The organism is Paenibacillus sp. TAB_01, assembly GCF_043945595.1.
Taxonomy (GTDB): domain Bacteria; phylum Bacillota; class Bacilli; order Paenibacillales; family NBRC-103111; genus Paenibacillus_S.
In genome coordinates this window covers 2879550-2904859 of record NZ_JBIFNP010000001.1, presented here as the reverse complement: position 1 = coordinate 2904859, position 25310 = coordinate 2879550, and the positions used below count along the sequence as shown (strand labels likewise).

The 25310-nt window shown below is 51.2% G+C and carries 21 protein-coding genes and 1 pseudogene; 3 read left to right on the top strand and 19 right to left on the bottom strand.

The window, feature by feature from the left end:
- Positions 1-5: 5 nt before the first annotated feature.
- Together ACHHV8_RS13990 and ACHHV8_RS13985 are read right to left on the bottom strand one after the other, a co-directional pair.
- Complete coding sequence (locus ACHHV8_RS13990) at positions 6-140, bottom strand: hypothetical protein (protein WP_395158850.1); 135 nt, start codon at positions 138-140, stop codon at positions 6-8.
- Positions 133-1182, bottom strand: coding sequence for an NAD(P)-dependent alcohol dehydrogenase (locus ACHHV8_RS13985; protein ID WP_395158848.1), 1050 nt, complete (start codon positions 1180-1182; stop codon positions 133-135). Before ACHHV8_RS13985 ends, ACHHV8_RS13990 begins: the two co-directional genes overlap by 8 nt.
- A 363-nt stretch (positions 1183-1545) precedes the next feature.
- Between ACHHV8_RS13985 and ACHHV8_RS13980 the strand changes: the two genes are divergently transcribed.
- A complete protein-coding gene (locus tag ACHHV8_RS13980) occupies positions 1546-2091 on the top strand; it encodes a TetR/AcrR family transcriptional regulator (RefSeq protein WP_395158846.1) in 546 nt (181 codons plus the stop codon).
- A 60-nt stretch (positions 2092-2151) separates the two neighbouring features.
- Here ACHHV8_RS13980 and ACHHV8_RS13975 read toward each other — a convergent pair whose 3' ends face one another.
- The 11 genes and pseudogenes from ACHHV8_RS13975 to ACHHV8_RS13925 form a co-directional block, all read right to left on the bottom strand.
- On the bottom strand, positions 2152-3303 hold the full coding sequence (locus ACHHV8_RS13975; protein WP_395158843.1) for an MFS transporter: 1152 nt from the start codon (positions 3301-3303) through the stop codon (positions 2152-2154).
- A 242-nt stretch (positions 3304-3545) separates the two neighbouring features.
- Positions 3546-4682, bottom strand: a pseudogene (locus tag ACHHV8_RS13970) (ABC transporter substrate-binding protein); the annotation flags it as partial.
- A gap of 175 nt (positions 4683-4857) precedes the next feature.
- Positions 4858-6453 carry a response regulator transcription factor gene (locus ACHHV8_RS13965; protein WP_395158841.1) on the bottom strand — a complete coding sequence of 532 codons (1596 nt, stop codon included), beginning with the start codon at positions 6451-6453 and terminating at the stop codon, positions 4858-4860.
- Positions 6454-6456: 3 nt separating this feature from the next.
- A complete protein-coding gene (locus ACHHV8_RS13960) occupies positions 6457-8163 on the bottom strand; it encodes a cache domain-containing sensor histidine kinase (protein ID WP_395158839.1) in 1707 nt (568 codons plus the stop codon).
- 49 nt (positions 8164-8212) lie between these two features.
- Positions 8213-9046 (bottom strand): carbohydrate ABC transporter permease, encoded by an 834-nt coding sequence (locus ACHHV8_RS13955; protein WP_395158837.1) that lies wholly within the window; start codon positions 9044-9046, stop codon positions 8213-8215.
- Positions 9043-9945 carry a carbohydrate ABC transporter permease gene (locus ACHHV8_RS13950; RefSeq protein WP_395158835.1) on the bottom strand — a complete coding sequence of 301 codons (903 nt, stop codon included), beginning with the start codon at positions 9943-9945 and terminating at the stop codon, positions 9043-9045. Before ACHHV8_RS13950 ends, ACHHV8_RS13955 begins: the two co-directional genes overlap by 4 nt.
- Before the next feature lie 65 nt (positions 9946-10010).
- Positions 10011-11276 carry an ABC transporter substrate-binding protein gene (locus ACHHV8_RS13945; RefSeq protein ID WP_395158833.1) on the bottom strand — a complete coding sequence of 422 codons (1266 nt, stop codon included), beginning with the start codon at positions 11274-11276 and terminating at the stop codon, positions 10011-10013.
- 354 nt (positions 11277-11630) lie between these two features.
- The gene (locus ACHHV8_RS13940; RefSeq protein ID WP_395158831.1) at positions 11631-12191 is read right to left on the bottom strand and encodes a GrpB family protein; all 561 of its coding nucleotides are present in this window, start codon (positions 12189-12191) and stop codon (positions 11631-11633) included.
- Positions 12192-12532: 341 nt separating this feature from the next.
- A complete protein-coding gene (locus tag ACHHV8_RS13935) occupies positions 12533-13483 on the bottom strand; it encodes a DUF1861 family protein (RefSeq protein WP_395158829.1) in 951 nt (316 codons plus the stop codon).
- Between the two features lie 36 nt (positions 13484-13519).
- A complete protein-coding gene (locus ACHHV8_RS13930; RefSeq protein WP_395158827.1) occupies positions 13520-14527 on the bottom strand; it encodes a glycoside hydrolase family 130 protein in 1008 nt (335 codons plus the stop codon).
- Positions 14528-14621: 94 nt separating this feature from the next.
- Positions 14622-15902, bottom strand: a complete 1281-nt coding sequence (locus ACHHV8_RS13925; RefSeq protein WP_395158825.1) for an extracellular solute-binding protein — start codon at positions 15900-15902, stop codon at positions 14622-14624.
- A gap of 86 nt (positions 15903-15988) precedes the next feature.
- On the opposite strand from ACHHV8_RS13925, the gene ACHHV8_RS13920 reads away from it, so the two are divergent.
- Positions 15989-16168 carry a hypothetical protein gene (locus ACHHV8_RS13920; RefSeq protein WP_395158823.1) on the top strand — a complete coding sequence of 60 codons (180 nt, stop codon included), beginning with the start codon at positions 15989-15991 and terminating at the stop codon, positions 16166-16168.
- A gap of 103 nt (positions 16169-16271) precedes the next feature.
- Here ACHHV8_RS13920 and ACHHV8_RS13915 read toward each other — a convergent pair whose 3' ends face one another.
- From ACHHV8_RS13915 to ACHHV8_RS13895, 5 genes are all read right to left on the bottom strand, one after another.
- Positions 16272-17144 carry a carbohydrate ABC transporter permease gene (locus ACHHV8_RS13915; RefSeq protein WP_395158821.1) on the bottom strand — a complete coding sequence of 291 codons (873 nt, stop codon included), beginning with the start codon at positions 17142-17144 and terminating at the stop codon, positions 16272-16274.
- Between the two features lie 34 nt (positions 17145-17178).
- Complete coding sequence (locus tag ACHHV8_RS13910) at positions 17179-18075, bottom strand: ABC transporter permease (protein ID WP_395158819.1); 897 nt, start codon at positions 18073-18075, stop codon at positions 17179-17181.
- Between the two features lie 170 nt (positions 18076-18245).
- A complete protein-coding gene (locus ACHHV8_RS13905; RefSeq protein ID WP_395158817.1) occupies positions 18246-19913 on the bottom strand; it encodes an extracellular solute-binding protein in 1668 nt (555 codons plus the stop codon).
- A 13-nt stretch (positions 19914-19926) separates the two neighbouring features.
- Positions 19927-21471 (bottom strand): response regulator transcription factor, encoded by a 1545-nt coding sequence (locus tag ACHHV8_RS13900; RefSeq protein WP_395158815.1) that lies wholly within the window; start codon positions 21469-21471, stop codon positions 19927-19929.
- Complete coding sequence (locus tag ACHHV8_RS13895; protein ID WP_395158813.1) at positions 21449-23290, bottom strand: sensor histidine kinase; 1842 nt, start codon at positions 23288-23290, stop codon at positions 21449-21451. The genes ACHHV8_RS13900 and ACHHV8_RS13895 overlap by 23 nt, the downstream gene beginning before the upstream one ends.
- 375 nt (positions 23291-23665) lie before the next feature.
- On the opposite strand from ACHHV8_RS13895, the gene ACHHV8_RS13890 reads away from it, so the two are divergent.
- A complete protein-coding gene (locus ACHHV8_RS13890; RefSeq protein WP_395158811.1) occupies positions 23666-24115 on the top strand; it encodes a VOC family protein in 450 nt (149 codons plus the stop codon).
- 231 nt (positions 24116-24346) lie between these two features.
- On the opposite strand, the gene ACHHV8_RS13885 is transcribed toward ACHHV8_RS13890, so the two are convergent.
- Entirely contained in the window at positions 24347-25216 is an 870-nt protein-coding gene (locus ACHHV8_RS13885) for an aminoglycoside phosphotransferase family protein (RefSeq protein ID WP_395158809.1), read from the bottom strand.
- Between the last annotated feature and the right edge of the window lie 94 nt (positions 25217-25310).

Below are 25310 nucleotides of genomic sequence, written 5' to 3'. Positions count from 1 at the left end.
CCTGCTTATTTTTTGGCGGCTGAAGGAGACCGCTGGAAGATATTGATCCGGTCCGTCATGAACCCGCCGAATTCTTTCAAGTGAAGAGGCACACCTGTGCAGGCGTGCCCCTCGTATTCGCTAGGATAATAGTTATTCATTCTCCATCGTGCTGATGTCGATTACGAACCGATACCGGACATCTGAAGCCAGCACACGCTCCCAGGCTTCATCGATTTGATTGGTGGAAATCACCTCGATCTCAGGTGCGATGCTATGTTCAGCGCAGAAATCAAGCATTTCCTGCGTTTCGCGAATGCCGCCGATCATCGATCCGGCAAATGACCGGCGATGACCGATAAGGGAGAATACGTTAACAGACAACGGCTCCGCCGGCGCACCAACATTGACCATTGTACCGTCCAGCGTCAGCAGCGAAAGAAAGGCACTGATATCGATTGTTGCGCTCACCGTATTCACGATGAGATCAAACGAACCCGCCAGTTTCTTAAACGTCTCCGGATCGCTTGTGGCATAATAATGGTCCGCGCCAAGCCGCAAACCGTCTTCTTTTTTCTTTAATGATTGTGATAGTACCGTTACCTCCGCTCCCATAGCGTGAGCGAGCTTCACTGCCATGTGTCCCAGCCCGCCTAGTCCAACAATCGCAACCTTCTTGCCGGGAGCAGCGCCCCAATGGCGCAGCGGCGAGTACGTTGTGATGCCGGCACACAAAAGGGGCGCGGCAGCATCAAGCTCGATTCCGTCAGGAATTCGAACTACGAAATCCTCGGTTACGACGATGTGGGTGGAATAACCACCTTGCGTATATTGCCCGTAGCGATCCGTAGCACCATAGGTGCCCGTCATTCCATCCAGGCAGTACTGCTCCTCCCCATTATGGCAATTAACGCACTCGCCGCAGGAGTCAACCATACAGCCTACGCCTACCCGATCGCCTACGGCGTACTTGGTGACCTCCGAACCAACCCGAGCTACAATTCCAGCGATCTCGTGACCTGGAACGAGAGGATAGTTAACCGGCCCCCACTCGCCGCGAGCCGTGTGAATGTCGGAATGGCAAATTCCAGCGTACTTTATCTCAATGAGAACATCGTGCGGTTGAAGCTCCCTACGCTCGATTGTAGTAAGTTTAAACGGGCCTTCCGGATTGAATGCAGCACGCGCATGAGCAGTAATCATATTGTAATAACCTCCTGAAATCTCTAAATTAAATAACAAAATAATCAACACCTGTTTATAATTATAAATTAAAACAAGCTGCTATCAATGGTTAAAAGAGCGTGATTCGTTGATTACTAGACAAATTCATATCTATTGTTTATTAATTTTTGGCAAGGTTCGCTACCAGGACACCGAGGAATATTTGCTGCATCAATTGAAACAGCATCACAGCTTTAATCAGTTTCAGTTGATTATTCAACTTGCGTCCATTATTATGTTAGTGGATTTGCAATTTTAATCGTTAAAGAACCGTGATAGGTTGGTTTCTCAACAACCTGATCGAATATGTAATTTTTCAAGAAAGCTTGGAGGATATTTACAATGGCCAAAGTGGATCGGAGAGTTTTAAAAACACAAGAAGCTATGAAAAAGGCTGTCATTGAACTGATGACCGAAAAAAATTTCGATGACATCACAATTCAGGATATTGCCGACCGGGCAAACATCAACCGCGGTACCATTTATCTTCATTATCAGGACAAATATGATCTATTGGACAAGCTTATAGAAGCGCATATTAACGAATTAAGGGAGATGGGTGAATGGGCCTGCAGACTGGATTGGAGCAATGCTCTTTTACCTTTTTTCGAATATTTCGAAAAAAATTATTTGTTTTTTTCGACCATGCTAGCGAGTCAAGGGGCTCCTTCATTTAGAACGCGGCTTTTTAATTATGTTATAGAAGGATTCACAGGGGAGATTGATAAAGAAAGCGGAAGAAATACCGATTTAAGCGAAGACGTTATGCTTCAGTATGCCGGGAACGCCTATGTAGGCGTCATTGAATGGTGGATCAGAAACGGGATGCCCTCCCCGCCTCAAGCAATAGCCCAACAAGTCGGGGCCTTGTTGGAGAGAAGCCTGTAGTCCAGGTAAATCAAGAGCGTCCTGCCAATTTGTCAGGGCGCTCTTGCCGTCGTTAAGCCCTTATCTTGAAAGCTGCCGTGTGGAGGCAGACATGTGATTTCTTAGCCCAATGGTTACTATACTCAGTATCAACGAAAGCAATCCCACGATGACGACGTATTGTATACCCATGCCTGAAATAAATAACCCGCCTATGGCTGTACCGAAGGTTGTCCCTAAATTGGCTGACGTTAAAAACAAGCCATTAGCGAAATCAGGAGCTTCCGGAGCTGCGGACATCATCAAATACTGATTGATATTTCCCCCGATCCCCGCCAATATCCCCCAGATTAAAGTAAGGATAGCCATCGGAACGCTAAACTGTCCAAAGAAGAACAACACGAGGTAAACAGCCCCCAATACAAACGGAACAGCGATGACGGATTTGATAGCATGATTAGTCAGCAGCTTTCCTGCGGCTACATTTCCAACAATATTGGCTCCGCCGTAAATAAATAACATGATACTAATTGCATTCGAAGACATATTCGTGACCGTTTTTAGATACTCCGCAAGATAACTATACACCCCGAAAACGGCTGAATTTAATAAAATGACGGCGGCGACGGACAGCCAAGTCATGGATTTTCTTAAAACGGACAATTGAGCCCCGTAAGAAAGCCTCTCCTTCACAGGCATAGACGGTACACATAGTAATGTAGCAAGAAATACCATCATATTTACAACGGCAAAGAATACCATCGCCATGTCTAAAGAAGCTGCACTGGCAATAAAGCTTGCGATGGGTACACCGATGACCATACCGGCCGATACGCCAATGAAAACTTTGGAAACTGCTTTGGGGGCTTCTTCCGCATGAACCGAGTCGGCAGCTGCGCTGAACGCCAAGGAACAATAAACGGGATGAAAAAAGGCCGGTATTACACGTGCAATTAATGCAACGGCAAAGCTTGATGCGAAGATGGAGACCACATTTCCCGCTACGAAAATGCCAAGTACGAGTAACATGACCTTCTTCCGATTGATCCCCGAAAACAATAACGGCATGGTTGCACCCGACACGGCTACTGCTATGGCAAAAAGGCTCACCAGCCAACCCGCTTGGGAAATACTTACATTGTAGTGTTCCGCAATGGAGGGTAAGATCCCGATAACCCCCATTTCGGTATTTAAGATCCCGAAAACGCCAACAGACAATATAAAAATAAGCATTTCAAGACCTCCAAACGAAGTGAACATGGATTGTTTAATCAACTCACGTTTACATTCTAAACCGAATCCAAATGGTTGCAATAATCAATTCCATCCGATATGTGGATTAATCAACAATTCATCGATAATTGCCGATTATCTGGAAAAGGTCAAACTGCATCGGGATCAATTTATCGTTAAAATGAGAAAAAAGCCGCAATTATGCGACTTCTTGTCCGTGTATCTCTTGCTTTATCCATAAGCTATTCACTGCCGCTATTCGCCGGCAGCTGCTGCAGGATACGATTCAATGCTTGAATGACTTCATCGGCTTTGCGCTCCTCTGTCAAAGCATCATGCAAGCCGATCTGCAGGACAGACGAAATTTCCGAGTACTGCGCCACCCTCGGGCGAAAGCGCGCATGCTTCAGCACGGCTTCAATCTCCGGGTAATACGGATTAAACGCAAGGACGTCCGGATCCTGATAGGGCCGGTTGGCAGCCGGCATCCTGGAATCGTTCATGGCGATTTGCTTCTGTGCCTGTCCGCCAATCAAAAATTTAAGAAATTGAATGGCCGCCAGTCGGCGCGGCTCCGTAATATGGGCGTTCATGCCGATACTGAAGCCTCCCAGTCCCGCTCCTCCCAAAGTCCCGCGAGGTCCGACGGGCAGCGGCGCGATGCCGATTTTTCCTTGAACGGGATAGTCCCCGTTTTTGGCTAAGCCCCATACGATAGGACCGCTGCGCAGAAAGGCCGACTTCCCTTGCAGAAACCATTCTCTGGACTCCGTTTCCTTTAAGCTCAGTACCCTCGGCGGAGAGATCCCCTCCTTCAAGAGGCGCTGCATAAAAGCCAGAGCTTCCACCGCTTCGGGTTCGTCCAATTTCCAATGTCCCGCGTTTTCGAGAATGTCCCCTCCGTTATTCCACATTTGTTCCAGAAAGTTGAGCGTCAAGCCCTCGTAAGCGTTGCCTTGGAACAAATATCCGTACTCTGTAAGACCCTTTTGCTGCAGCAGCTTGGACTGCTCTATCAGCTCCGACCAGGTCCGCGGGGCGGCTGCCCGATTTGCTCCAGCAAATCCTTACGGTAAAATAACATCCCCATATCGGCATACCACGGAAGGGCGTACATCGTCCCTTGCGAATAGACGCTTTCAAGCGGAACATCGATAATATCCTTCAAATCATCTTGGCTGAAATAAGAGGTTAACGGAGCCAGCCAGCCGGCGGAAGCGAACTCCTTAATCCAGATGACGTCCATCGCGAACAAGTCGATATCTTTATCGCCGCTGACAAGTTTATTCACATACTCGTCATGCATCGATGAAACCGGCGGCAATTGGGTAATGTTCACTTTGATCTCGGGGTGAAGCCGCATAAAGGCTTCCGCCAATCTTTGTGCGGTTCCCGTTCCCGTCTCCGGCGCGGAGAAGGCGATCGTCGTCACTTGCCCCGGATCGGGCGAAGCTTCCGGCTTCCCCTTAGATTCGCAAGCGGTCGTTGCCGTTACAAGCAAAAGTGCCAGAGCGGCGGCGAGCCCCGACCGTACATAAAACTCTCGCTTCCGTCTCATCCTTGTCTTACCGCCATTTCTTGAACCGAGCCGGCCGCAGCTTCATAAGCCAGCCGCTCCCGCCATTCCTTCGGAGTCGCTCCCGTATGCTCCTTGAAGCAGCGCGTAAAATATTTATAGTCGGAAAATCCTACCTCGTAGGCGACTTCATACATTTTTTTGGAGCCCTCTCTTATGAGTTCCATCGCCCGTTCCATTCTTTTTTCCATGACATATTCAAGGAAGGTTTTATCCAATGCTTGCTTAAACAATGCGCTGAAATGACTCCGGCTGAGCTCGACATGCTCGGCTACATCCTGCATTTTCAGTTCTTCCTGCAAATGCCGCTGAATAAATTGTACGGCTTTCTGAATTTCCGGGCGCAGCGAGGAGCTGCCGGAAGCTTGGATCCGCTGTTCCCATACATCGATTTCGCGTCCGATCCGGGCAAGCAAGCCGGACAGTCTGCTCATTTCCCGGAACTCGGAAATAGCCGCCCCCATAGGAGACGATAGCGGGCCGCCGCACTCCAGCCGGATCATGTCGACCATGACGGCCGCCATCTCTTTGACGGCAGCGGACGATACTCCTGGCTTCCATAAGACGGATAACTTCTGATACACCGATCTTACTTCTTGCGGAGAGCGCATTCTAAGCGCCTCAAGAAACTGTTGGCGTCGGTCACCGGTAAACAGGACATCTGCCGTCTCCAATGCGGCGTACGCTGCTTCTCCGGTATAGAAGCTTCTATCTCCTTCGTCGTAAAAGAAGGCTTCCAGGCCACGGCCCGCTTCCTCCGATGCTTGCCGGGCCGTCGCCAGCGAAGCAAATGGCGCGGATACGCCGACGTACAGCTCCTCCCTCCGGCAATCGAACAGCTGAAGCAGCCGATTCGACCAAATGTGCCCCGTCCGCTGGATGTCCAAAGAAGACAGCGTTGCAGGAACCTTCAGTACAACCAGCAGGCATTCTTCCTCGTCCAATGCACAATACCATTCGCTTTCGCTGCCGTACAGTTGTTCCAGCCGACGGCAGCCCGCGAACAGCGAGCCGCTTCCCGCCGAATGAACAGGCTTCGCCATAAGCAGCAGGAAGCAGCCCGAGTCTGCGGGAGAACGCCTTACAGCGGACGATGCGGACGGCAAATCGCTCTTGAATGCGGCGCGCAGCTCGTCTTGTCGTTCAAGGCTGCGGATCTGCTCCGCCTGACGCAGCAAATCATCTACGTTTTTTCGCTTTTCGAGGCTTTGCTGTACTTTCCTTAAGGCAAGGTTCACTTCCGCTTCGTCCATGGACGTTTTCAATAAATAATTGACGGCCCCCAAATGAATCGCTTCTTTGGCATACGCAAAATCGTCATGACAGCTTAAAATAACCGTTACCGTTTCCGGATAAGACTCGCGGATCGCTTTAAGATAGGTCAGGCCGTCCATCTGCGGCATGCGGATATCCGTGATGACAACGTCGGGCTCGAGATAGGCCATGGCTTCCAGCGCTTTCACGCCGTTGGAATAGTCGCCTACCACCTGCATATCGTATTTGAGCCAGGGAATGGTCACTGAAAGCCCGCGCCGCACCAAAACTTCATCGTCCACGATAATCACCTTCCACATGGCTCATCCCTCCTTTACAGGCAAGTGGATGATTATCTTGGTGCCTTGTCCGATCTCGCTCATAATACTGATTCCATAAGGACTTCCGAACAGCCGCTTGATTTTTTCCGCCACATTATGAATGCCGATGCCGCTGAATTTTCCGGGAAAAGCATCGTCCTTTGCCAGCAGGCTTTCGATAGCTTCCGGCGTCATCCCGACCCCGTCATCCATAACGGATACCATCAGCGCCTGCCCTTCCCTGCGGACTTGGATCCATATATGTCCGACTCCGTCCTCCAGCCCGTGAAAAATGCTGTTTTCCACCAGCGGCTGCAGGATCATTCGCGGTACGATACAATGCGCCGTATCCGCGTCCACATCGAAGTCAACGGATAAATCGGACCCAAACCTGTACTGCTGAATGGCAATATAATGGCGCAGCTCTTCAAGCTCTTCGGATAGCGTCTGGAAAGGCCCCTTCTTCCCTAAGCTGGATTGCAGCAGCTTGATTAACGAAGTAATCAGCTCTTTAATTTGAGGGACGCCATGCAGGACGGCGAGCCACTGGACCGAGTTCAGCGTGTTGTACAAAAAATGCGGATTGATTTGATACTGCAGCGCTTTCAATTCGGCGTCCTTTTTGGCGTGCTCCTCCTCCTGAACCCGTTTAAGCAGCGCTTCCAACGTGTTCAGCATTTCATTATAAGAGCTGCTGAGCTCGCCGATTTCATCATTGGCCAAAACCTTGACCCGCGATTGGAAAAATCCGGTTTGAATATGACGGATAGAATGGCTTAACAGCTGAAGCGGTTTCAGCACGTGCTTGGACAGGGCGACGGCAAGCGCCAATCCCAGCAAGCAAGCGATTGCCGTAATGGCAAGCGTGACGTCGCGCGTCTGCCGGGTGAACCGGTACAGCTGGTCATAAGGAATGCTCGCGGTCAGCGTCCAGCCGGTAACCGACGAAACATGGGAAATGATCAGGCTCTCCGATGACGGGGCCAGCACATCGCGGGAGCCGAGTATCACCTGCCCTTCCTTATCGAGCAAGCCGATCTTCTCTCCCGAGAAGCCGATGCCGTTGGAAAACTCCTCAAGCAGCAGATCTGCGGACATATGTACAAAAACCCACTCTTTATCCTTCGCTTTCAAAGGATAAGGAATGGGATAGAACATATCGATGCTCTCGGACACAGGGACGCCATAATCAAAATAATCAGCCTTATGCGGGGCGACAAAAATGCTGGCATTCCCTTCCTGCAGCACTTCCGGCCACCACGGCTGTCTGACGATCAGATCCGGCTTCAAATCGACGTTGGTTCCGGAGCGGACCAGAAGCCGATGAGACCGGTCGTTCATGGAAAGAATATGAATACCGTCGATATACGGGCGGCTTCCCTTTTGCGCGGTTAAGAAATGACGGATGTCCAAATCGTCCTTGTACCGCTTTTCCAGATTGACCGCAGTTTCCTCGGACTTCTCCAGCGGAGCCTGATGGAGCCAATCGGAAATGGAGCGGTTCAGCACGACGACTTTGGCGATGGACTCCATGTCCTTCATATAAGTATCTACATTGCTGCCGATCTGCCGCAGCGAGGCCTGGGCGGAGGCCGTCGCCTGACTCTCGCTGCTGCCGGCGAATTTATGATAAACGAATACATTCACAACGCTTAACGGCACAATAGCCATGCCGAGGAAAGACAGAATTAACCTTACGCGAATTTTCACGGCGAACCTCCACGCCCGGATGTCATATGCAATGCTGTATGTCCAAAGTCTATCCCTTTACGGCTCCCGAAGTCAATCCGGAAATAATTCTTTTTTGGAACAGCAAAACCATAATCACGAGCGGAATCGTAGAAATGAAGGAAGCGGCGGAAATTTGCCCCCACGGTACATCGTAATCGGAAGGCATCCCGACAATCGCGACCGGCATCGTTTTAAACGCATCTTTGGAAATAAACGTGACGGCGAACAGAAATTCATTCCATGCGGAAATAAACACAAGAATCGCCGTCGTAAACATGCCGGGAGCAACGAGCGGCAGCATTATTTTGTAAAAGGTTTGAAACGGCGTGCTGCCGTCCACCTCGGCCGATTCGTCCAGCTCTTTCGGAAGCTTCCGGAAAAAGGTCGTCAGATTCCATAGCGAAAACGGCAGCGTAAACGCGATATACGGCAGGATCAGCGCCGCGTAAGAATTCATCAAGCCAAGCTTTTGAAGCAGAAAATAAAGCGGCGAGATGATGACCATAGCCGGAAACATGGAGATGGCTAGCACGAAATAAAGCACGAATTTGGCGCCCGGAAATTTGATTCTGGCAAGTGCATAGGACGCTATGGAGGAGACGCCGAGCGCGATCAGCATGCTCATACTCGCCACCATAAAGCTGTTCAGCATATTTCTCAAAAAATTTCGTTTTTGAAAAATATCGATATAATTCACCCAATAGGTGAAATCCGGAAACCAATGGATATCGTTGACGTTATACAGCAGCCGTTCATTATGAAATGAAGCGTTCGTAATCCAGTAGAACGGAAAAACCGTAACTAGAACGGCTGCGGCGACAAGGGCGAATAAAGCGGTTTTTCCCCAAATGTTAGTCTTCATGTACGTTCCTCTTTTTCCGATAAAGTCCAAATGTACACGCTGCTAATAAGCGCGATAATTATAAGAATCGATACTGCGATCGTCGACCCGTAGCCGAAATCCAAATTTTTGAATAACGTCTTGTAGGCGTACAAGCTGGTAACTTCCGTCGCATTCCCCGGCCCGCCCATCGTCATGACGTAGATCAAATCGAAAACGCGGAAGCTGTCGAGCGTCCGGAACAGAACGGCGACAAGGATGGTCGGTTTAATCATAGGCAGGGTGACCGCCATAAATTGCCGAAGCCGCGAGGCCCCGTCTACGGATGCGGACTCATACATATCTTTGGGAATCATTTGAAGTCCGGCCAAAATAAGAAGGGCCATAAACGGCGTCGTCTTCCAAACGTCTGAAATAATAACCGCTCCAAGCGCGCTGTCCGTATTCGAGAGCCACGCATGAAATTGGCTGATTACCCCGATCTTCTCCAAAAAGATATTGATAAAGCCCCATTGATCGTTATATAACCACAGCCACATCGTCGCCGAAACTACGGAAGGGATTGCCCAAGGCACCAAGGCTGCCGCCCGAACGACGCCGATATAGCGAAACGGCAAATTCATGATGAGCGCGAGTATGAGACCGAGCACCAGCTCGCAAAATACGCTGGCGAGAGAGAACAGGCACGTATTAAGCAGTGAATTCCAAAACCGGGTATCTTGAACCAGCGTATAGTAATTTTTCAAACCGATAAACTTCTGATCCTGAACGGCCAGCAGCGAGTATTCGTAAAAGCTGAGCTTTACCGTCTGCACTAAGGGATAAACCGCAACGAGCAAAATCAGTATGATTGCAGGAGCTACGAACACGCCGCCCCATAATGCTTTTTTCCTCTCCAGATAAGTCAACGAGGCTTTCATCCTATCATCTCTTTCTTGCCAAAGATATCCCCCCTGCTGTCAGGCAGAGGGGGTGGTTCATCGTACTATTTCTGGATTTCTTCCAGCTTCTTCTGCATATCGGCCAGCGCCTGTTCCGGCGTTTTTTTATTGTTAAAAGCAAGGGAAAGCTCCTGTTGAATCGTTTCGCTCACCTTGCCGTAATTTGCCGACTTAGGACGGGAAACGCCGTTAATCAGCACTTGATAGAACGGAATGACCGAAGGATTCCGGGAAATGATCTCCTGATCCTGGTACAGCGTCACGTCCGTCGGAAGACGGCCGCCTTCGATCACTTTTACCTTCTGCTGCTTGGCATCCATCAGCCACTTCATAAATTCGAACGATTCCTTCGGATGCTTGGTGGTTTTGGTAATTCCCAGGTTCCAGCCTCCCAGCGTAGAAGCCGGTTTGCCGTTATCGCCTTTAGGCAGCGGCGAGACGTCCACTTTCCCTTTCACCGCGCTGCCCTCCTTCTCTACGAGCGGCCATGCGCTGTTCCAGGATCTCAAGAATACGGCGTTTCCGTTCAGGAACGCTTCCTGGCTTTCTTTTTCCACATAAGTATTCACCCCTGCCGGCATAACATCCTTAAGCTTCAGCATCATCTGCATCGCTTTGAGGTTCTCCGGCGAATTCACGACAACCTTGCCGCTTCCATCCAGGAAATGACCGTTGTAGGATTCCATGATCTCCAGCGCATTCGTGACGATCGCTTCATGCTGCTTGAACTGGCCGACATATCCGTTCATATTGTATTTTTGACCGAGCTGCTTGGCCTGATCGTACAGTTCATCCCATGTTTGCGGCGGCTTCAAACCCTCTTTCTCCAAAATATCTTTGCGGTAGTACAGCATGCCCGCCGTAGAGTTCCACGGGAGAGCATACCAGGCTCCGTTTACATTCATCGCTTCCGACGGTCCCTTCAACAGCCCGGTTGTCACCTTGGTCTTGAAAGCATCGTCCATCAACGGGTCGAGCGGCTGAATCCAGCCGGCCTTGGCGAACTCACTGATCCAGACAATGTCCAGCCCGATCACGTCCAGCGAATCGTCGCTTGCCGCCAGCCACGTCGTCAAGCGGTCCTTGTATTCAGAGTTCGGAACCGGTTTATAGGTGACCTTCACCTCGTTTTGCGATTGGTTATACTCATCGACCAGCTTCTTGTCGACCCCCAGACCGTCGTCGAAGATGGTAAAAGTAATTTCCACCGGCTTCTTCCCGCCGGCTCCGGAAGCGTCCTGTTCCCCCGCATTGCCGCATCCGCTTACAACCAGACAAGCCAGCAGAGCTGTTGCTGTCCATTTTTTCATAGCTTGTACTGCCTCCCTTTTCAATATATGCAATCGCTTACATAAAGGGATTATAAACGTTTTGACGGGCCGCTAACACGGAGCAATCATCCGATTTAGGGGAACAATAATCCAACCTGCCCCCGCTGAATATGCCGGGCTTCTCGCGCAACGGTGACAATCATCTGATTCAGGGGGACAAATGTCCGAATTCATATCCAATAGGTTCTTATAATCTTAACAAGTGTATCGTTATAAGCAAAAAACGCTTGGAAGTCCAAGCGTTTCTTTTACGGTTTAGCCGTCCATATTCACTACAATGCTTTTGGAACTAAAATCAAAATCTCAGGCCGCTGTTATGTTATGTACTCCTGATTATCCTTGTGTATTGTCAGAACTAGCGGTCCATGCTCGTGCCCGCTCCTTCATTTCCTCTACGAAAGAGCGTTTGTAATTCTGATAACCCAAGAAGCTATCGGGTGATGCTTGTGCCGCCTCTCTCTTAATTGCAGCATAACGACGTACTTCATCGGGATGTACACGCAAGTAATTACGAAACAAAATATTGTCTCTCCATAAATCGCCATCGAAAGGTACGATGCTAATATTACATGGATTCGACTCTCTTTTGCGGAAGAAATATCGACCGGGTCTTCGCCCGTCTTCTCTTAGAAATTCATACTTCAGTTTCGCAAGAGCCTCTATATGAGCATCATTCAGATGAACACCTAACGGCGTCCCAACCAAAATATCGACAATCGGCTTAGCCTCCAGTCCGGGTACTGAGGTGCTGCCAAAGTGTTCGATTGACATGACGATATCAGAAATTACGTTTCGTATGCGATCAGCTTCTTGCTCAAACAAAATAGACCAGCTGGAATCATAGGGAACTACTCTGACTTCCGTTTCTTCCACTTTGTTCTGCTTTGGTGACATATGGACATCAACGCCTTCCCCCCAAAAACATCTTCCTTTTTCATTATAAAGGAAGCATTTCAATTTAGAATCAAAAATGTGATGTCAAGCCATTCCGCTCAAACGCTAAAAGGCAGAAGTACCTTGCGCCTTGCCCAATATACGAAGAAACCCGCCGGGTTCACTTGCCCCGGCAGGTTTCCTTTTCTATTTACCTAATGAACACAATGGAGAGTCTTTAACCGCCAATCGTCGCCATCATCCAAGCGGGGTCACACTTCACGGAAACCGTTCCCGTACCCGTTGTATCGTCACAGCTTCTGCATGTCTGCGGGATTCGCAGTCATTCCTCTTTTTCTCTTCTAGACAAGATTCCCATGCCCTGCGAACGGATAGTCGATCGTAATACGCCCCGCCTGGCAGTCGCCAATGCCGCTGTAAAGATCGACCTTGCCGTCCGGACGCATCACGATGCCTGAAGTAAACACGCAGTCGACCAAGTGCGGCGCCTTGGCAGGTCCAGGCGGGTAGCAGGAACGGCTTCCGATCACCTGAAGGTCCGACGACTCTCGGGTGGCCGGATCGAAGATGAAGGACATGTTTAGGTACACCTTCACTTCCCCACCGTGCTCATCCTTATCCAGGTAGCAAATGTGACCGATGACGCCGACTTTGCCGCAGTCGAGCAAATATGCCTGATTCACGCCTCCCCATTCGCCTTCCCCGAAGATGCCGTAAATATACGGGGCGTTCTCGATGACGTCCGCCGTCAGCTCTTCCAGTCTGTCAATGACCGTGAAGCCGATCATGGACTCGCTTCCATATTTGGCTCTCATCCCCGCGCCGCGCGGACGCGAGAAGATGCCGATCCTGCCGTCCGACAGCGGAACAAGGCGAATATCCTTCATTTTGTTAGGTCCGGTCGTGAAGTAGTATAAATTGTGAAGGTCGGTGCCCCGGAAGAAATAGCCGAAAAATGTGCTGTATTTGCCACTCTGATACTGCACATGAGTCCCGCCCATGACAAGCTCATCACCGATCTCGGTGATATAGGGTCCTCCAGCGTATAGACCATGCTGTCTTTCACCACGGTCCGATTCATCCTGTCCCGTCTCCTCGAACAGGCGGACCCAGGAGCGGGCCCATTCCTCGCGGCGTTCGACCCGCCCGAACAAATAGCGCTTCCCATCCCGTATGAACGGAATTGAAATATTGTAGACGTCAAAACCATCGACGCCGTGAAATACCAGGGTCGCACTTTCATAGATCTTTTTTGCCGCTTCGAATTCCATTCTTTGCGTCTGTAAGGTCAATTTCTCCACACCTTCCCATTGTAATGCCAGCCGCGCCTACAGGCACAGCCGGAGCAGATCGTCCACATGGGCGGTCGCCAAGCATTCCACCGTATCCGCCGCCCCGTAATAAATTTTCACCTCTCCCGAAGGCTCCAGGATCATCCCCCCGGGAAAAATCACATCGTTGCGGAACCCGCCGGACGTCTCGTACGCCGCTTCCGGAGCGAGCAGCGGCGTATTGCTCATGCCCACGATCCGGCTCGGGTCGTCGAGATCGAGAAGCATGATGCCGGCTGAATAGCGCTTCTTCCACGCCGGCTCCCAGCCGTTCTTGCCGCGGCTTCGGTCGATATCGACGGCGTGGAACGTCGTCAGCCAGCCCTTCGCGGTCTTGATCGGCGGTGCGCCCGGGCCGACCTTATCGTTGGCGAACGGCACGTCCTCCACGCCGAGCACGAGCTTGGAGCCGCCCCAGTAGCGCAGGTCGGGCGAATCGCTCAGCCACGTGTCGAAGCGGTCAACGCCGCCGCGGCCGTATACCGGAAACGGCCGTTCCAAGCGGACATACTTGCCGCCGATTCGCTCCGGGAACAGCACCATGTTACGGTTGTCCGGTACGGACATGCTGAGCACTTCGTAGCTGCGGAAATCGTCCGTGACGGCAATGCCGCCCCGCACCCCGTGCTTCGTATCGACCGCAAAGCACATATAGCATCTTCCGTCGATGACGGTTAATCTCGGATCGTATACCCTCACTACCTCTTCATCGTTCCAGGACCAGACCGGTTGGGGCTGTACGTCCCAATGCACGCCGTCGTCGCTAAATGCCAACCCCAGGTTCGTCGTGCCGGCGGGCTCGATGGTTTCCGCTGCGGCATCGCCGTAATCGTTGCGGAATACCATCACGTATTTGCCCTCGTATTTGGCAACACCCGCATTGAACACCATTGCCGGACCGTAAGGCACGTCCTTCGGCGCCAGCAGCGGATTAGCCGGATGACGGCGGATGACCGGACTGGAATGCAGCGGGCTTATGATAGTTTCGTTCGTGTTCTTGGACATGGCATTATCTCCTCCGTAACGTATGGTCGGCAAACAAAATGGACGCCCCCGGCTCATCGGCCGGGTAAGCCCTCTGCGGGCAGGACAGCCGCTCCTATTTGCCCAGCTTGTTCATATAGTCGACGTATTCCTTCTCCGCATCGGCGGTGGCCGGATACCATTCCTTCTCTAAGAAGTCTTTGAATTGCTGCAGCGAAATCGTTCCGAGAATATACTTCATCTCCTGATCGTCCTTCTTCTTCACGAGATCGGGAATCGTTTTGTTCAAATTCAAAATTTTCGGCGAACGTACGGCCGGCACGTTGATGACGGTCATCAGCTTCATCGCATCGTCCAGCTGCGCCTTGTATTTGTTCAGCCGCTCGGGCGTATCGGCGTTCTCGATGAGTGCCGGTTCACCGTTAATGGCATTGGCAAGCGTCATATACGTACTCGTCGTGCTGGCAAGCTTCGTCGTTTGGTCGGCGGTACGCGAGATGCTCTTCGTAGCCGGGTCGTAGCTGTCATAGGTAAGTCCCTTGATGCCGATTTGGAACAAGGTATTGGCCTCCGCTGTATTGCCCCAGTCCAAAAACTTCAAGACATCGTCCACATGCTTCGACGAGGCCGGGATCATCCAGCCGCCCCACGTCGCCGGGGTCACCCAATCGTTCGCCACGCCTTTGCTGTTCTTCAATACGGCGTGGTACGTGAACTTTTTGTCCGATTCCTGGTCCTTGGACAGGTTGCCCATCACGGTATACTGATGCGCATAGTTGATGCCGATGCGGTTCTGGTTCAACTTGTCCTGATCGACATAAATTTTGTTGACCAGAAACTCCGGATCGATCAGTTTCTCGTCGTTCAGCTGTTTCAAGTAATCCAGGAATGGGAGGTAACCGGACATTTTCTCCCGGATTTTGTACGTACCGTCCGTATCTTTCGCTCCATTCACGATCGGCAGGCTGAACGCGGATGCAAGGAAGTTGGACGAGTTCCAAATCGTGTTGGAGCCGAGCGTCGGGTTGGAGAAGCTGACACAATACGTATCCGCTTTGCCGTTGCCGTCGGGGTCGTTCTGCGTAAAGGCCTTGCACACGTTCGTAAACTCGTCGAGCGTAGTCGGCGCTTTCAAATTCAGCTTGTCCAGCCACGTCTGGTTAATCATGTAGCCCCAATGATTGACGACGTTCGTGCGCGGTACGATGTAAATTTTGCCGTCGTTCACCGACCTGACTCCGTCCCACATTTCTTTCGTGATGTTTTTCATCAGGTTCGGGTATTGGGCGATTTTGTCGTCGAGCGGGGCGAGCAGACCGTTCTGTGCCCAAGTTTCCATATTGGAATCGGCGCCGCCCCAGTTGTAGATAAGGTCCGGCAGATCGCCGGAAGCCATGAGCAACCTGCAGCTTGTCGACGTAATTATTGATCGGCGGCGCTTCCACCGATAGCTTGACGTTAGCCAGCTTGCCCGCCTCGGCGATGACCGGGTTATTGTCGATGACGATCTGCGCGTTGACCCGGTTGAACATGCTGATGCTGACCGGCCCGCCGGACGCTGTGCCTCCGTTACTGCTGCCGGACGTTCCCTCGCTCGAGCTGCAGCCTGCGGTGATGGCCGCCAGCAGCGCTGCGCTGACGACGGCGCCTGTTGCTCGTTGAATCCCCTTCTTCATTTGGCATAACTCCTTCGTGATAAGTTATATTACAACTGCAGCTGAATGCAGCTATAATCGAATCGAATACATTGACACGTCTTGCTGTCCTATCCTTTGATCGACCCGACAAGCAGACCTTGCATGAAAAACCGCTGCAGGAACGGGTACACGAGCAAAATCGGCAGCGATGCGAAAATGATGATCGCCATCTTGATCGTAAACACCGTTACGCCGGCGCTGCTGGCGTCCATCGCATCCTTGGCAAGTCCGCCGTCGTCCACGACCAAATCGCGTAAAATAAGCATAAGCGGCCACAGATCCCGCTTGGACGTATACATGACTGCCGGGAAAAACGTGTTCCACTGCGTCACCGCGTGAAAAATAACGAATGTGGCGATCGCGGGCATCGACAACGGCACGATGATCCGCGCGAGCACCTTCAGTTCGTTGGCGCCGTCGATGAACGCCGATTCTTCCAGGCTCGGTGGAATGGCGGCGACGAAATTTTTCATCAAAATAAGGTTGTAAGCGCTGAGCGCTCCGGGCAAGATCAAGCTCCACAGCGTGTTGTACAGATGAAGCGTCTTCACCAGATAAAAGTTCGGTATGAGCCCGCCGTTGAAAAACATCGTGAACGTGATGAGTATAAGCACGACGTTCCGGCCTTTCAGGTCCTTTTTGGATAGCGGATAGGCGGAGATCAGCATCAAAACAATGTTGAGAGCCACGCCGATAACCGTGATCAAGATCGTGTTCTTATATCCGGTCCACATGAGCGGCATGTGCAAAATTTGTTTGTACGCGCCAAACTCGATATGACTCGGGATGAGCTTCATCGGATTTTGCAAATATTCGGAATAAGGCGTGACGGAGAACGAGGCCACGTAAATGAACGGAAACAAGCAAGCTAGAGCGAATAAGGTAACGAACAAATAGTTAATCACGTCAAATGTTTTATCGCTGAACGACCGAATTTTCACCCAAACCACCCTCCTCTTCGACATGAGGTGCAATTTACCATATACCGTCCTCCTTCAACAGCTTGGCGATATGATTACCGGCCAGCAGGAACAGGAGTCCGATCACGGACGTGAACAGTCCGACGGTCGTACCGAAGGAGAACCGTCCGCCGAGAATGCCGACCCGGTACGCATACGTCTCGAATACTTCCGACACGTCCAGGTTCATCGGGTTCTGCAGCACGAAGATTTGCTCGAAGCCGTTGTTCATCACCTGTCCCAGCCGTAAAATAAGCAAAATGACAATCGTCGACTTGATGCCCGGCAGCGTCACATACCACAATTTTTGCAGCCGGTTCGCACCGTCGATGCTGGCCGCTTCGTACTGCTCCGAGTTGATGCCGGCGATCGCCGCCAAATAAATAATGCTGCCCCAGCCGGATTCCTTCCAGATGCTGCTCAGCACGACGACCGGGCGGAAATAATGCGGATCGGCAAGAAAAAACACGGGATCGATACCCAGCTGCTTCAGAAAAATGTTGACGAGCCCCCAAGCCGGCGACAGGAAGTTGACGAGAATACCGCCGATTACGACCCATGAGATGAAATGCGGCAGGTAAATAACGGTCTGCGTCACGCGCTGGTAGGCCAAATTGCGCATCTCGTTCAGCAGCAAAGCCAAAATAATCGGCAGCGGAAAGCCGAACACGATCCGCAGGACGCCCAAATAAAAGGAATTCCAGAATACTTTGTAAAAATCGTTAAGGCCGAACATATACTTGAAATTGTCTAATCCGACCCACGGGCTATGGATAATCCCCTTTGCAAAATTAAAATCCTTGAACGCCATCAGCACGCCGTACATCGGCACGTAATTGAATACGAGGAAGTAAACGACGCAAGGAAGCAGCAGCAAATACAAATATTTCTTCTTGTTGAAATAGCGAACCATCGTTCTCACCTCCACTTTTGTTGTGTCTTGACTAGTGTAATATGTGCGCGTCCCTCCAACATCTAGGAATTATGGGTATCCGGATAAAATCTTTAGTTAGCTATGCAGGCATATGAAAGAACAGCAGCCCGGGAGCGAATGCTTCCGAGCTGCTGCTAAGGGTCCGTTATTTATTTGCCCTGTGCGGCGCGCTGTTCCTTGAAGATGCTGTAGATGTCTTTCGTCAAGATAATGCTGTCTTTGTCGTGCGCGTAAAAATTCCGGTACCAGTCGTCGACCTGCCTGCCCCCTGCCTGCTCCCACGCCGCTATCGCGTCCCGCTTCGCCTGTTCGGGCGTATAGTCCGGCGTAACGATCGCCTTGATCCAGATGTCGCCGGAGTCGACATCGACCTGATTCTTCGTGCCGGTCAAAATCGCCTGCAGCTCCTTCGGCAGCTGCGGCATTTGCTCGGAGTTCGTCGGTCCGGCGATCGGCAGGCTGAGATCGACATACTCCGAGTTCAGCTCGAACATGCTCTTAATTTCCCGCTGCATCGGATCGCGCGGGCTCAGCTTCTCGGTGGCGTAGTAACAGTTGCCGGCCAGAATCGGAGAGGCTAGCATCGCAAAATCGCCGGTGGCGTAATTGAATTCCGTCCTCCATTTGTCCAAATCCGTCACGACCGGACATTTGCCCGGCTCAGTCTTGCTGTGAACACCTTCGAAGCCATAGTACATCGTCTTCATAAACTTCTCGGAGGCGGCAAAATCGACGTATTTCATCACCGCTTCCGGATGCTTCGTTTCGGCGTTGACGACCGCCGTCATTTGAATCGGATTGACGAAGACGGAGTTGAACCGCCCCACCGGCGTCGCCGGGTACGGGATGACCATAAGCTCGGCATTCGGCACGTTACGCTTCAGAGGGGCGTAGGTGTCGGTATAGAACGTAATCGGCACGTTAAACTGGTCCATGTAAATGCCGATTCGATCATTGAGAAAATCTTGCTTGGCCCGCGCCCCGTTCTTGTCGCTTAAAAATTCCCGATCCACCAGCCCTTCGCTGTACAGCTTCCGCTTGAACGCCGTCAACGCCTCGATATTGTCCCAGCCGTGCACCAGCTCGCCGTCCCGGACAACGAAGTCCGGGTATGTGACGCCGAACATTTCGCTTAACACGTAGCCGGAATTATACGACAGGGCGATGCCGTACGTATCGTTCCTGCCATTGCCGTCGGGGTCCTGCTCGGTGAACGCTTTCGCCACCATGTACAGCTCTTCGGTCGTCGTCGGTACGGACAGATGCAGCTTCTTCAGCCAATCGGCACGTATGAAGAGACCCCGTGTCGGAATCGTCTCGTTAATACGCCCGAACTGGTACAGCTTGCCGTCCGCTGCCGTTCCCGCCTTGCGCAGCACCGGGTATTGGGTCAACAGTTGTTTATACGTCGTACTGTACTTCTCGATCATGTCATCAATCGGGCGCAGCAGTTTGCGGTCAATCAGCGTATCTTTAATTTGCGGCGCATACTCCAGTATGAGATCCGGCGCTTCCCCGGAAGCGAACAGTGCGTTCAGCTTCTGCTCCGACTGCGACCGCGGCACGGCCACGAATCTCGCTTTTACCAGCCCCGCATCGTTAATCCATTTCGTTATTTTGTTGTTCTCGATCGTGCCTTCGCTGGATGGAATGTTGCCGCGGTCGTAGATGGTCACCGTGATTTTGTCCCGTGTCGAGGTTTTAGGCGCGTCTACGGCCCCGTAATAGCTCGGGCTTGCCGTACAGCTGGCCAGGGCGACGATCATCACGCCAGCCGCCAGCAGCGGCACGGCCGCACGCTTCAGCTCGTGAAGCATTTCCCGCTCCCCCTTATATCGTAGTCTGCTTGCGGTACTCCTTAGGCGATAAACCGGTGTTTATTTTGAACAGCTTAGCGAAATAATTCGGCAAATCGTACCCAACCATACCCGACACTTCCGTGACGTTCAGATTCGTATTGGACAGCAGCAGCTTCGCTTTGTTCATACGCAGATCGATCAGGAAATTGACGAAGCTGCGGCCGGTTTCCTTTTTGAACAGGTGACTGAAATAGGCAGCGTTCAAGTGGACGTGCGAAGCGACCTGCTGTAATGAAAGCTGCTCGGCATAGCGCTCTTCGATGTAGCGGACCGCCCGCGTCACCGCGCTCGCGCTGTATCGGTTCTGCCATTCTTCATAATGACCCATAAACCGCTCCGTCTCCGCCTTAATCCATACACTGATTTCGTCTCTGCTGCGGCATTCGTTCAGCTTGCTGATGCGCTCCGTCAGGCCGCGGGCATCGGACTCCCGCTCCAGCTGCTTGCGGGCCACATCCTGCAGCGCAAAGCTGAGCGACAGAGCCTCGATCGGCAAGGTTTCGGCGTCTATGGCACTCATTTCTTTCGTCAGGCCATCCAAATACTGCTGCAGCGCTTCTGCCTGTCCGGCCATAATTAAAGCCGCCGCCTGAGCGCCGATGAGCCGCTGCCGGACGCGATTGACCGGGAGCACGGCTTCCGACTCGCTGTCCCGTTCCCCAGAGACGCGGCTCTGAGCGCTCTCCTCCATGGCGGCCTCATACAGATCGGCAAGCCCGCTGAGACGGTGGACGCGTCCGGCTGCATACGCAGCGACCGTCAGGCCAAGCAGCTGCCGCACCGTGCTGCAAGCCGCGTCGAGAAGCCGCTGTTCCTCGGCGCCAGCATCAGCAGGCAGCAGCAGGGCGAAGCGTCCTGCCTCGATCAACAGTAGGCTGCCCCAAAGCCCATGCGCGTCGAGAAGCTCGTCTATAATGTTCAGGACGGCGAATTGCAGCAGCGGCACATCGCGCTTCGTATAGCCCCGGTCTGCAGGGAGAAAATCGGCGACGTGCAACACGATCAGCTTGCTGCAGCGCAGCTCCTGTTCCAGCTCGACGGCCGCCTCCGGGCGATACGGGAAGCGCAGGAAAACGGCGCGTAACGCATTTTCCTGAAGGAGTTGCCGCTCGCTCGCCTCCTTACGTGCGGCAGTCTGTTTCTTTTGCACAAACGCATCCGCCTTAGCAAGCGCTTCATGCATATCCTGCTTGCTGCACGGCTTGACGAGCAAATCAAGCGCACCGCTGCGAAGCGCCGCCTGCGCATAATGGAAATCTTGAAACCCGGTAATGACGATAAACTCGATGTCCGGGAAGACGGCCTTCGTGCTCCGCAGCAGCTCCAGCCCGTCCATGACCGGCATCCGGATATCGGTGACGACGAGATCGGGCTGCAGCTCGACGATAAGCCGCTCCGCCACGAGACCGTTCTCCGCCTCGCCGCAAACGTCCCAGCTCGCTTCGGCACCGGCGATCATTTTGGCGAGGCCTTTACGGAATAAAGGCTCGTCTTCAACTAATAGAATGCGCATCATTTGCCGTTCCCCTTTCCTCCATGCGATCCGTTTCACACGGCAGCGTGACCCGAACAAGTGTCCCTTGCGGCAAACGCCGAATCTCAAGCCCGTATGACGCGCCGTGTACCAAATAAATGCGACGAAGCACGTTGCGCACACCCAGCCGTTCCCGCTCTCCGCGCTCGTTGTATAAGGTCCGGTCATCAAGCAAGTGATGAATCATTTCAGGCGAAATGCCGTGCCCGTTATCCTCGATTTCAACCAGCATGCCGGCCTCCCGGCGGCTGACCCGAATCGCCAGCCGCTTGCTCGCCGTCTGATCCAAGAACGCATGCACGAAGACATTTTCGACAAGCGGCTGCAGCAGCAGCCGCTGCATACGGCAGCTTAAAAGCTCTTCCGGGGCTTCAATATTGACGTGCAGCTCATCGCCATGCCGTGCTTCTTGAATCCTGATATAGTTACGGATTTGCGCAAGCTCGTCCCGCAGCGTACTTAACGTGGATACGGGAGCAAGTGAGTAGCGAAGCAAATCCGACAAGCTGGTGACGAGCGCCGCCGTTTCTTCGTCGTCGTACAGCAGCATGATTTTCCAATAGATCGAATTGAGCGCATTGTGCAGAAAATGTGGATTCAGCTGCGCCTGCAGCGCCTTAAGCTCGGCTTCCTGCTCGCTCAACTTGCTGACGTACACTTCCTGAATGAGCGACTGAATGTCAGCCACCATTTTGTTAAAGCTGTCGGTGAGAAAAGCAAACTCGTCGTTCGACGTACGTGGAATGGTAGTCCGCAGATTCCCCTCGCGCACCCGCTGCATCGCCCTTACGAGCACTTGCAGAGGCTGCAGCATTTTACCGCTGAAGAACGACACACTGACCGCCATCAGCACAATGCTGACAAGGCCGAATGCGAGAGCCAGGTGATAGACAGTGCGCCCCTTCGCCTTAATATCGCCGAGCGAAATGCCGCTGACGAGCGTGAACGAACGGGGCTCATACTCACTTTTCACGAACAAATAGTCGTTGCCGTCGCGGTGCTCGATGAAGCTGCCCAGCCCTTTGTCCGGGGCGGGCTCAAAACCGGGGCTGCCGTCAGGCTCCCGGCTGTACAAAAGCCGATTGTATTTGTCGTAAATATACGCTCCGGCCGTTTGCCCCGCCATGAGCGGGTCTAACGAACTGCCGAAGTATTGTTCGTCGATAATAAGGATCAGCATTCCGTACACCGTCTGCTGCTCGGTTGACTTCAGCCAGCGCGCAGCTACAAGGCTGCTTTTTTCCCCGGACGGCTCGTAGAAATCGGGAATGTTCATCCGCTGCCAGACGATTTCAGCCGACGCATTGCTCATTCCCTTTTTGACCTGCTCGTAAAAATCCGGGAACTGAAGATGAATTGAAGGGTTCTCCTGGCTGAAATAAGTGTTGTAGCCTTGCAAATCGACAATATAGACGGCACGGATGTGCGTCGTTTCATTTTTGATCGGCTGCAGGACGTTCGCCAGGTTCCGCTCCAGCATGAAATTGCGATACTCGACGCTTTCTCCCGGTGCCGGTTCGGCATGCATATTTTGCACAATCTTCTCCACGTACGGGTTGAAAATCACGAAGTCCGTAATGCGGTAAATGTCCTGAATTTTAAAGCCGATCTGCTCGATCGTTTGCTCGCTTGTCTTCAGATACTGCTTGCTGATCTCGCTTTCAAACAGGTTCAAATTCATTTTGTACGACATATAGCCGGTAACGAGCGAGCAGACGGTAATAATGACCGACAGCGCCAAAATAAGCTTTACTTTGAAATGCTGAGTGATGTATTGGAGCACATGCTTATGTTTCATCATGGATGGTTCCTCTTCCCGCAGTAACAGACGTTGGCTCTAAGCCCAGTATAATAAATACTCGCCAATCCCGCAGCCAACAACTCTACAAAAACGGATAAAATTTTTGGATAACGACACGCTCCCGCCTTGAATTCACAAAGAATATAAGTTCTTGCATTGCGAAAGAGACAGAAGCTTATAGTCTTAAAATAAAGATATGGTAAATTTTATTGTTGATATTTGATATATACGAACTAATGTTCTATAATTGAAGCAAAATGATTGCCAGAGATGATTTACCGAAGGATGTATCATTTGGAAGTAATTAGTAGTTATTGATATAATAGATATGAAAATGATCAGGCACTAAATTTGTAAACATAAGGAGATCAAACTATGGCAAACAACAAATTACTAAGAATGGACAATGTTGGCATCGTTGTAGAATCCCTTGATAACGCAATCGCTTTCTTCGAGGAGATTGGCTTGAAGCTCGAAGGGCGAGCTACTGTCGAAGGTGAATGGGCTGGTCGCGTAACCGGGCTGGGTTCACAGTGTGTAGAGATTGCTATGATGGTTACCCCAGATGGCCACAGCCGACTTGAACTTTCGCGATTTCTCACCCCACCTACTATATCAGATCACCGCACTGCTCCTGTAAATGCCCTCGGTTATCTACGCGTCATGTTCGCCGTTGAAGACATTGACGAAATGGTATCCAGACTTCTTAAGCATGGTGCTCAGCTCGTTGGTGAGGTGGTTCAGTACCAGAACTCGTATCGGCTCTGCTACATTCGCGGAACGGAAGGACTCCTGATCGGTTTGGCTGAACAACTAAATAAGTGACGTTGAAACTAACCGCATCGCGGCGCGGCCGGCAGCAAGCTGCTTTAACTCGGCGGGGCTTGGTGCTGCTTGAACTCAACTAACGGGACGATTACTCAATAAGCCGCCTCTTCAACGAGGCGGTTGTCTGATCGTAAAGATCAACATCCGGATTTACATAGCCGAAATAAAAAGAACCGCGCTGCACGCGGATCTATGTGATTATTTGTTTGCCCTCTTACACCACCTTCTTCAAATTACTTGAAGAAAGCTTTCATTTATATATTGATTGTTCTTCAATATGTTTCTCACTCTGCTAATAGTATCTTTTCCTTTTGGCAAATCTGCAACTCTGTTTAACAATACCCATCGTAGACTGGCTATCGCCTCATACAATTCCATTTCTTCAAAAGTATACTGTCTCTCCGATAAAAATGATTGAAGATACAGGGAACCTAATCTCTCACTGACATAAATCTTCATTAAACTTACGGACCAAGCAATATCGTACCTCGGGTCGCCGAGCTGAGCATTCGTCCAATCAATGATTGTGTATTTCCCTTCTGTCAAAAGAACGTTCCCTAAATTAAAATCGCCATGTATTATTTGATCTTGTTTCATACCACTACGCGGAATAAGTTCTTTTAGCAAGCTCTTGATATCATCATGCTGCTCAATCGAAGGGTAAAAATAACGGATGAAATCATGCTTTCGCAGCAAAGAAGAATCCATGTCTTCTATAGAAAGCATATGTATGTCCGACAATATCTTAGAAAGCATAGTTATTGTAGGCTTGTTTACCTTCATAACTGGAAATCCGTCAAAACTGGTGAGCAATACTGAGTTCATATCTTTATCCAGCCCCCATCCCAATGGACGGGAGACAGGTATGCCTTGAGAATAAAGCTCCTTTAGCAGCTTATATTGAAGTTCAACATTCGGCTTTGAGGTTCGATTCCATATCTTCAGCACAACACTGGAGCCGGCCGACTGAATCCTATGCACTTCCGCCTCAAGCCCCGAGTTTAATGGCTCGATAGTCAGTAAGTCTTCATTTTTGGATATGGAGTCTATTAATTCATTTCTTTCCACCCAACTAATATCTCGAATCAGATTATCCATGTCTTCAACCCTTCGCGGTGGATTTCATACAACGTGATTACTATAATCGACACTTCGTCATTCTTTCTGCTTAATTTAAAATTCTATAAACTTT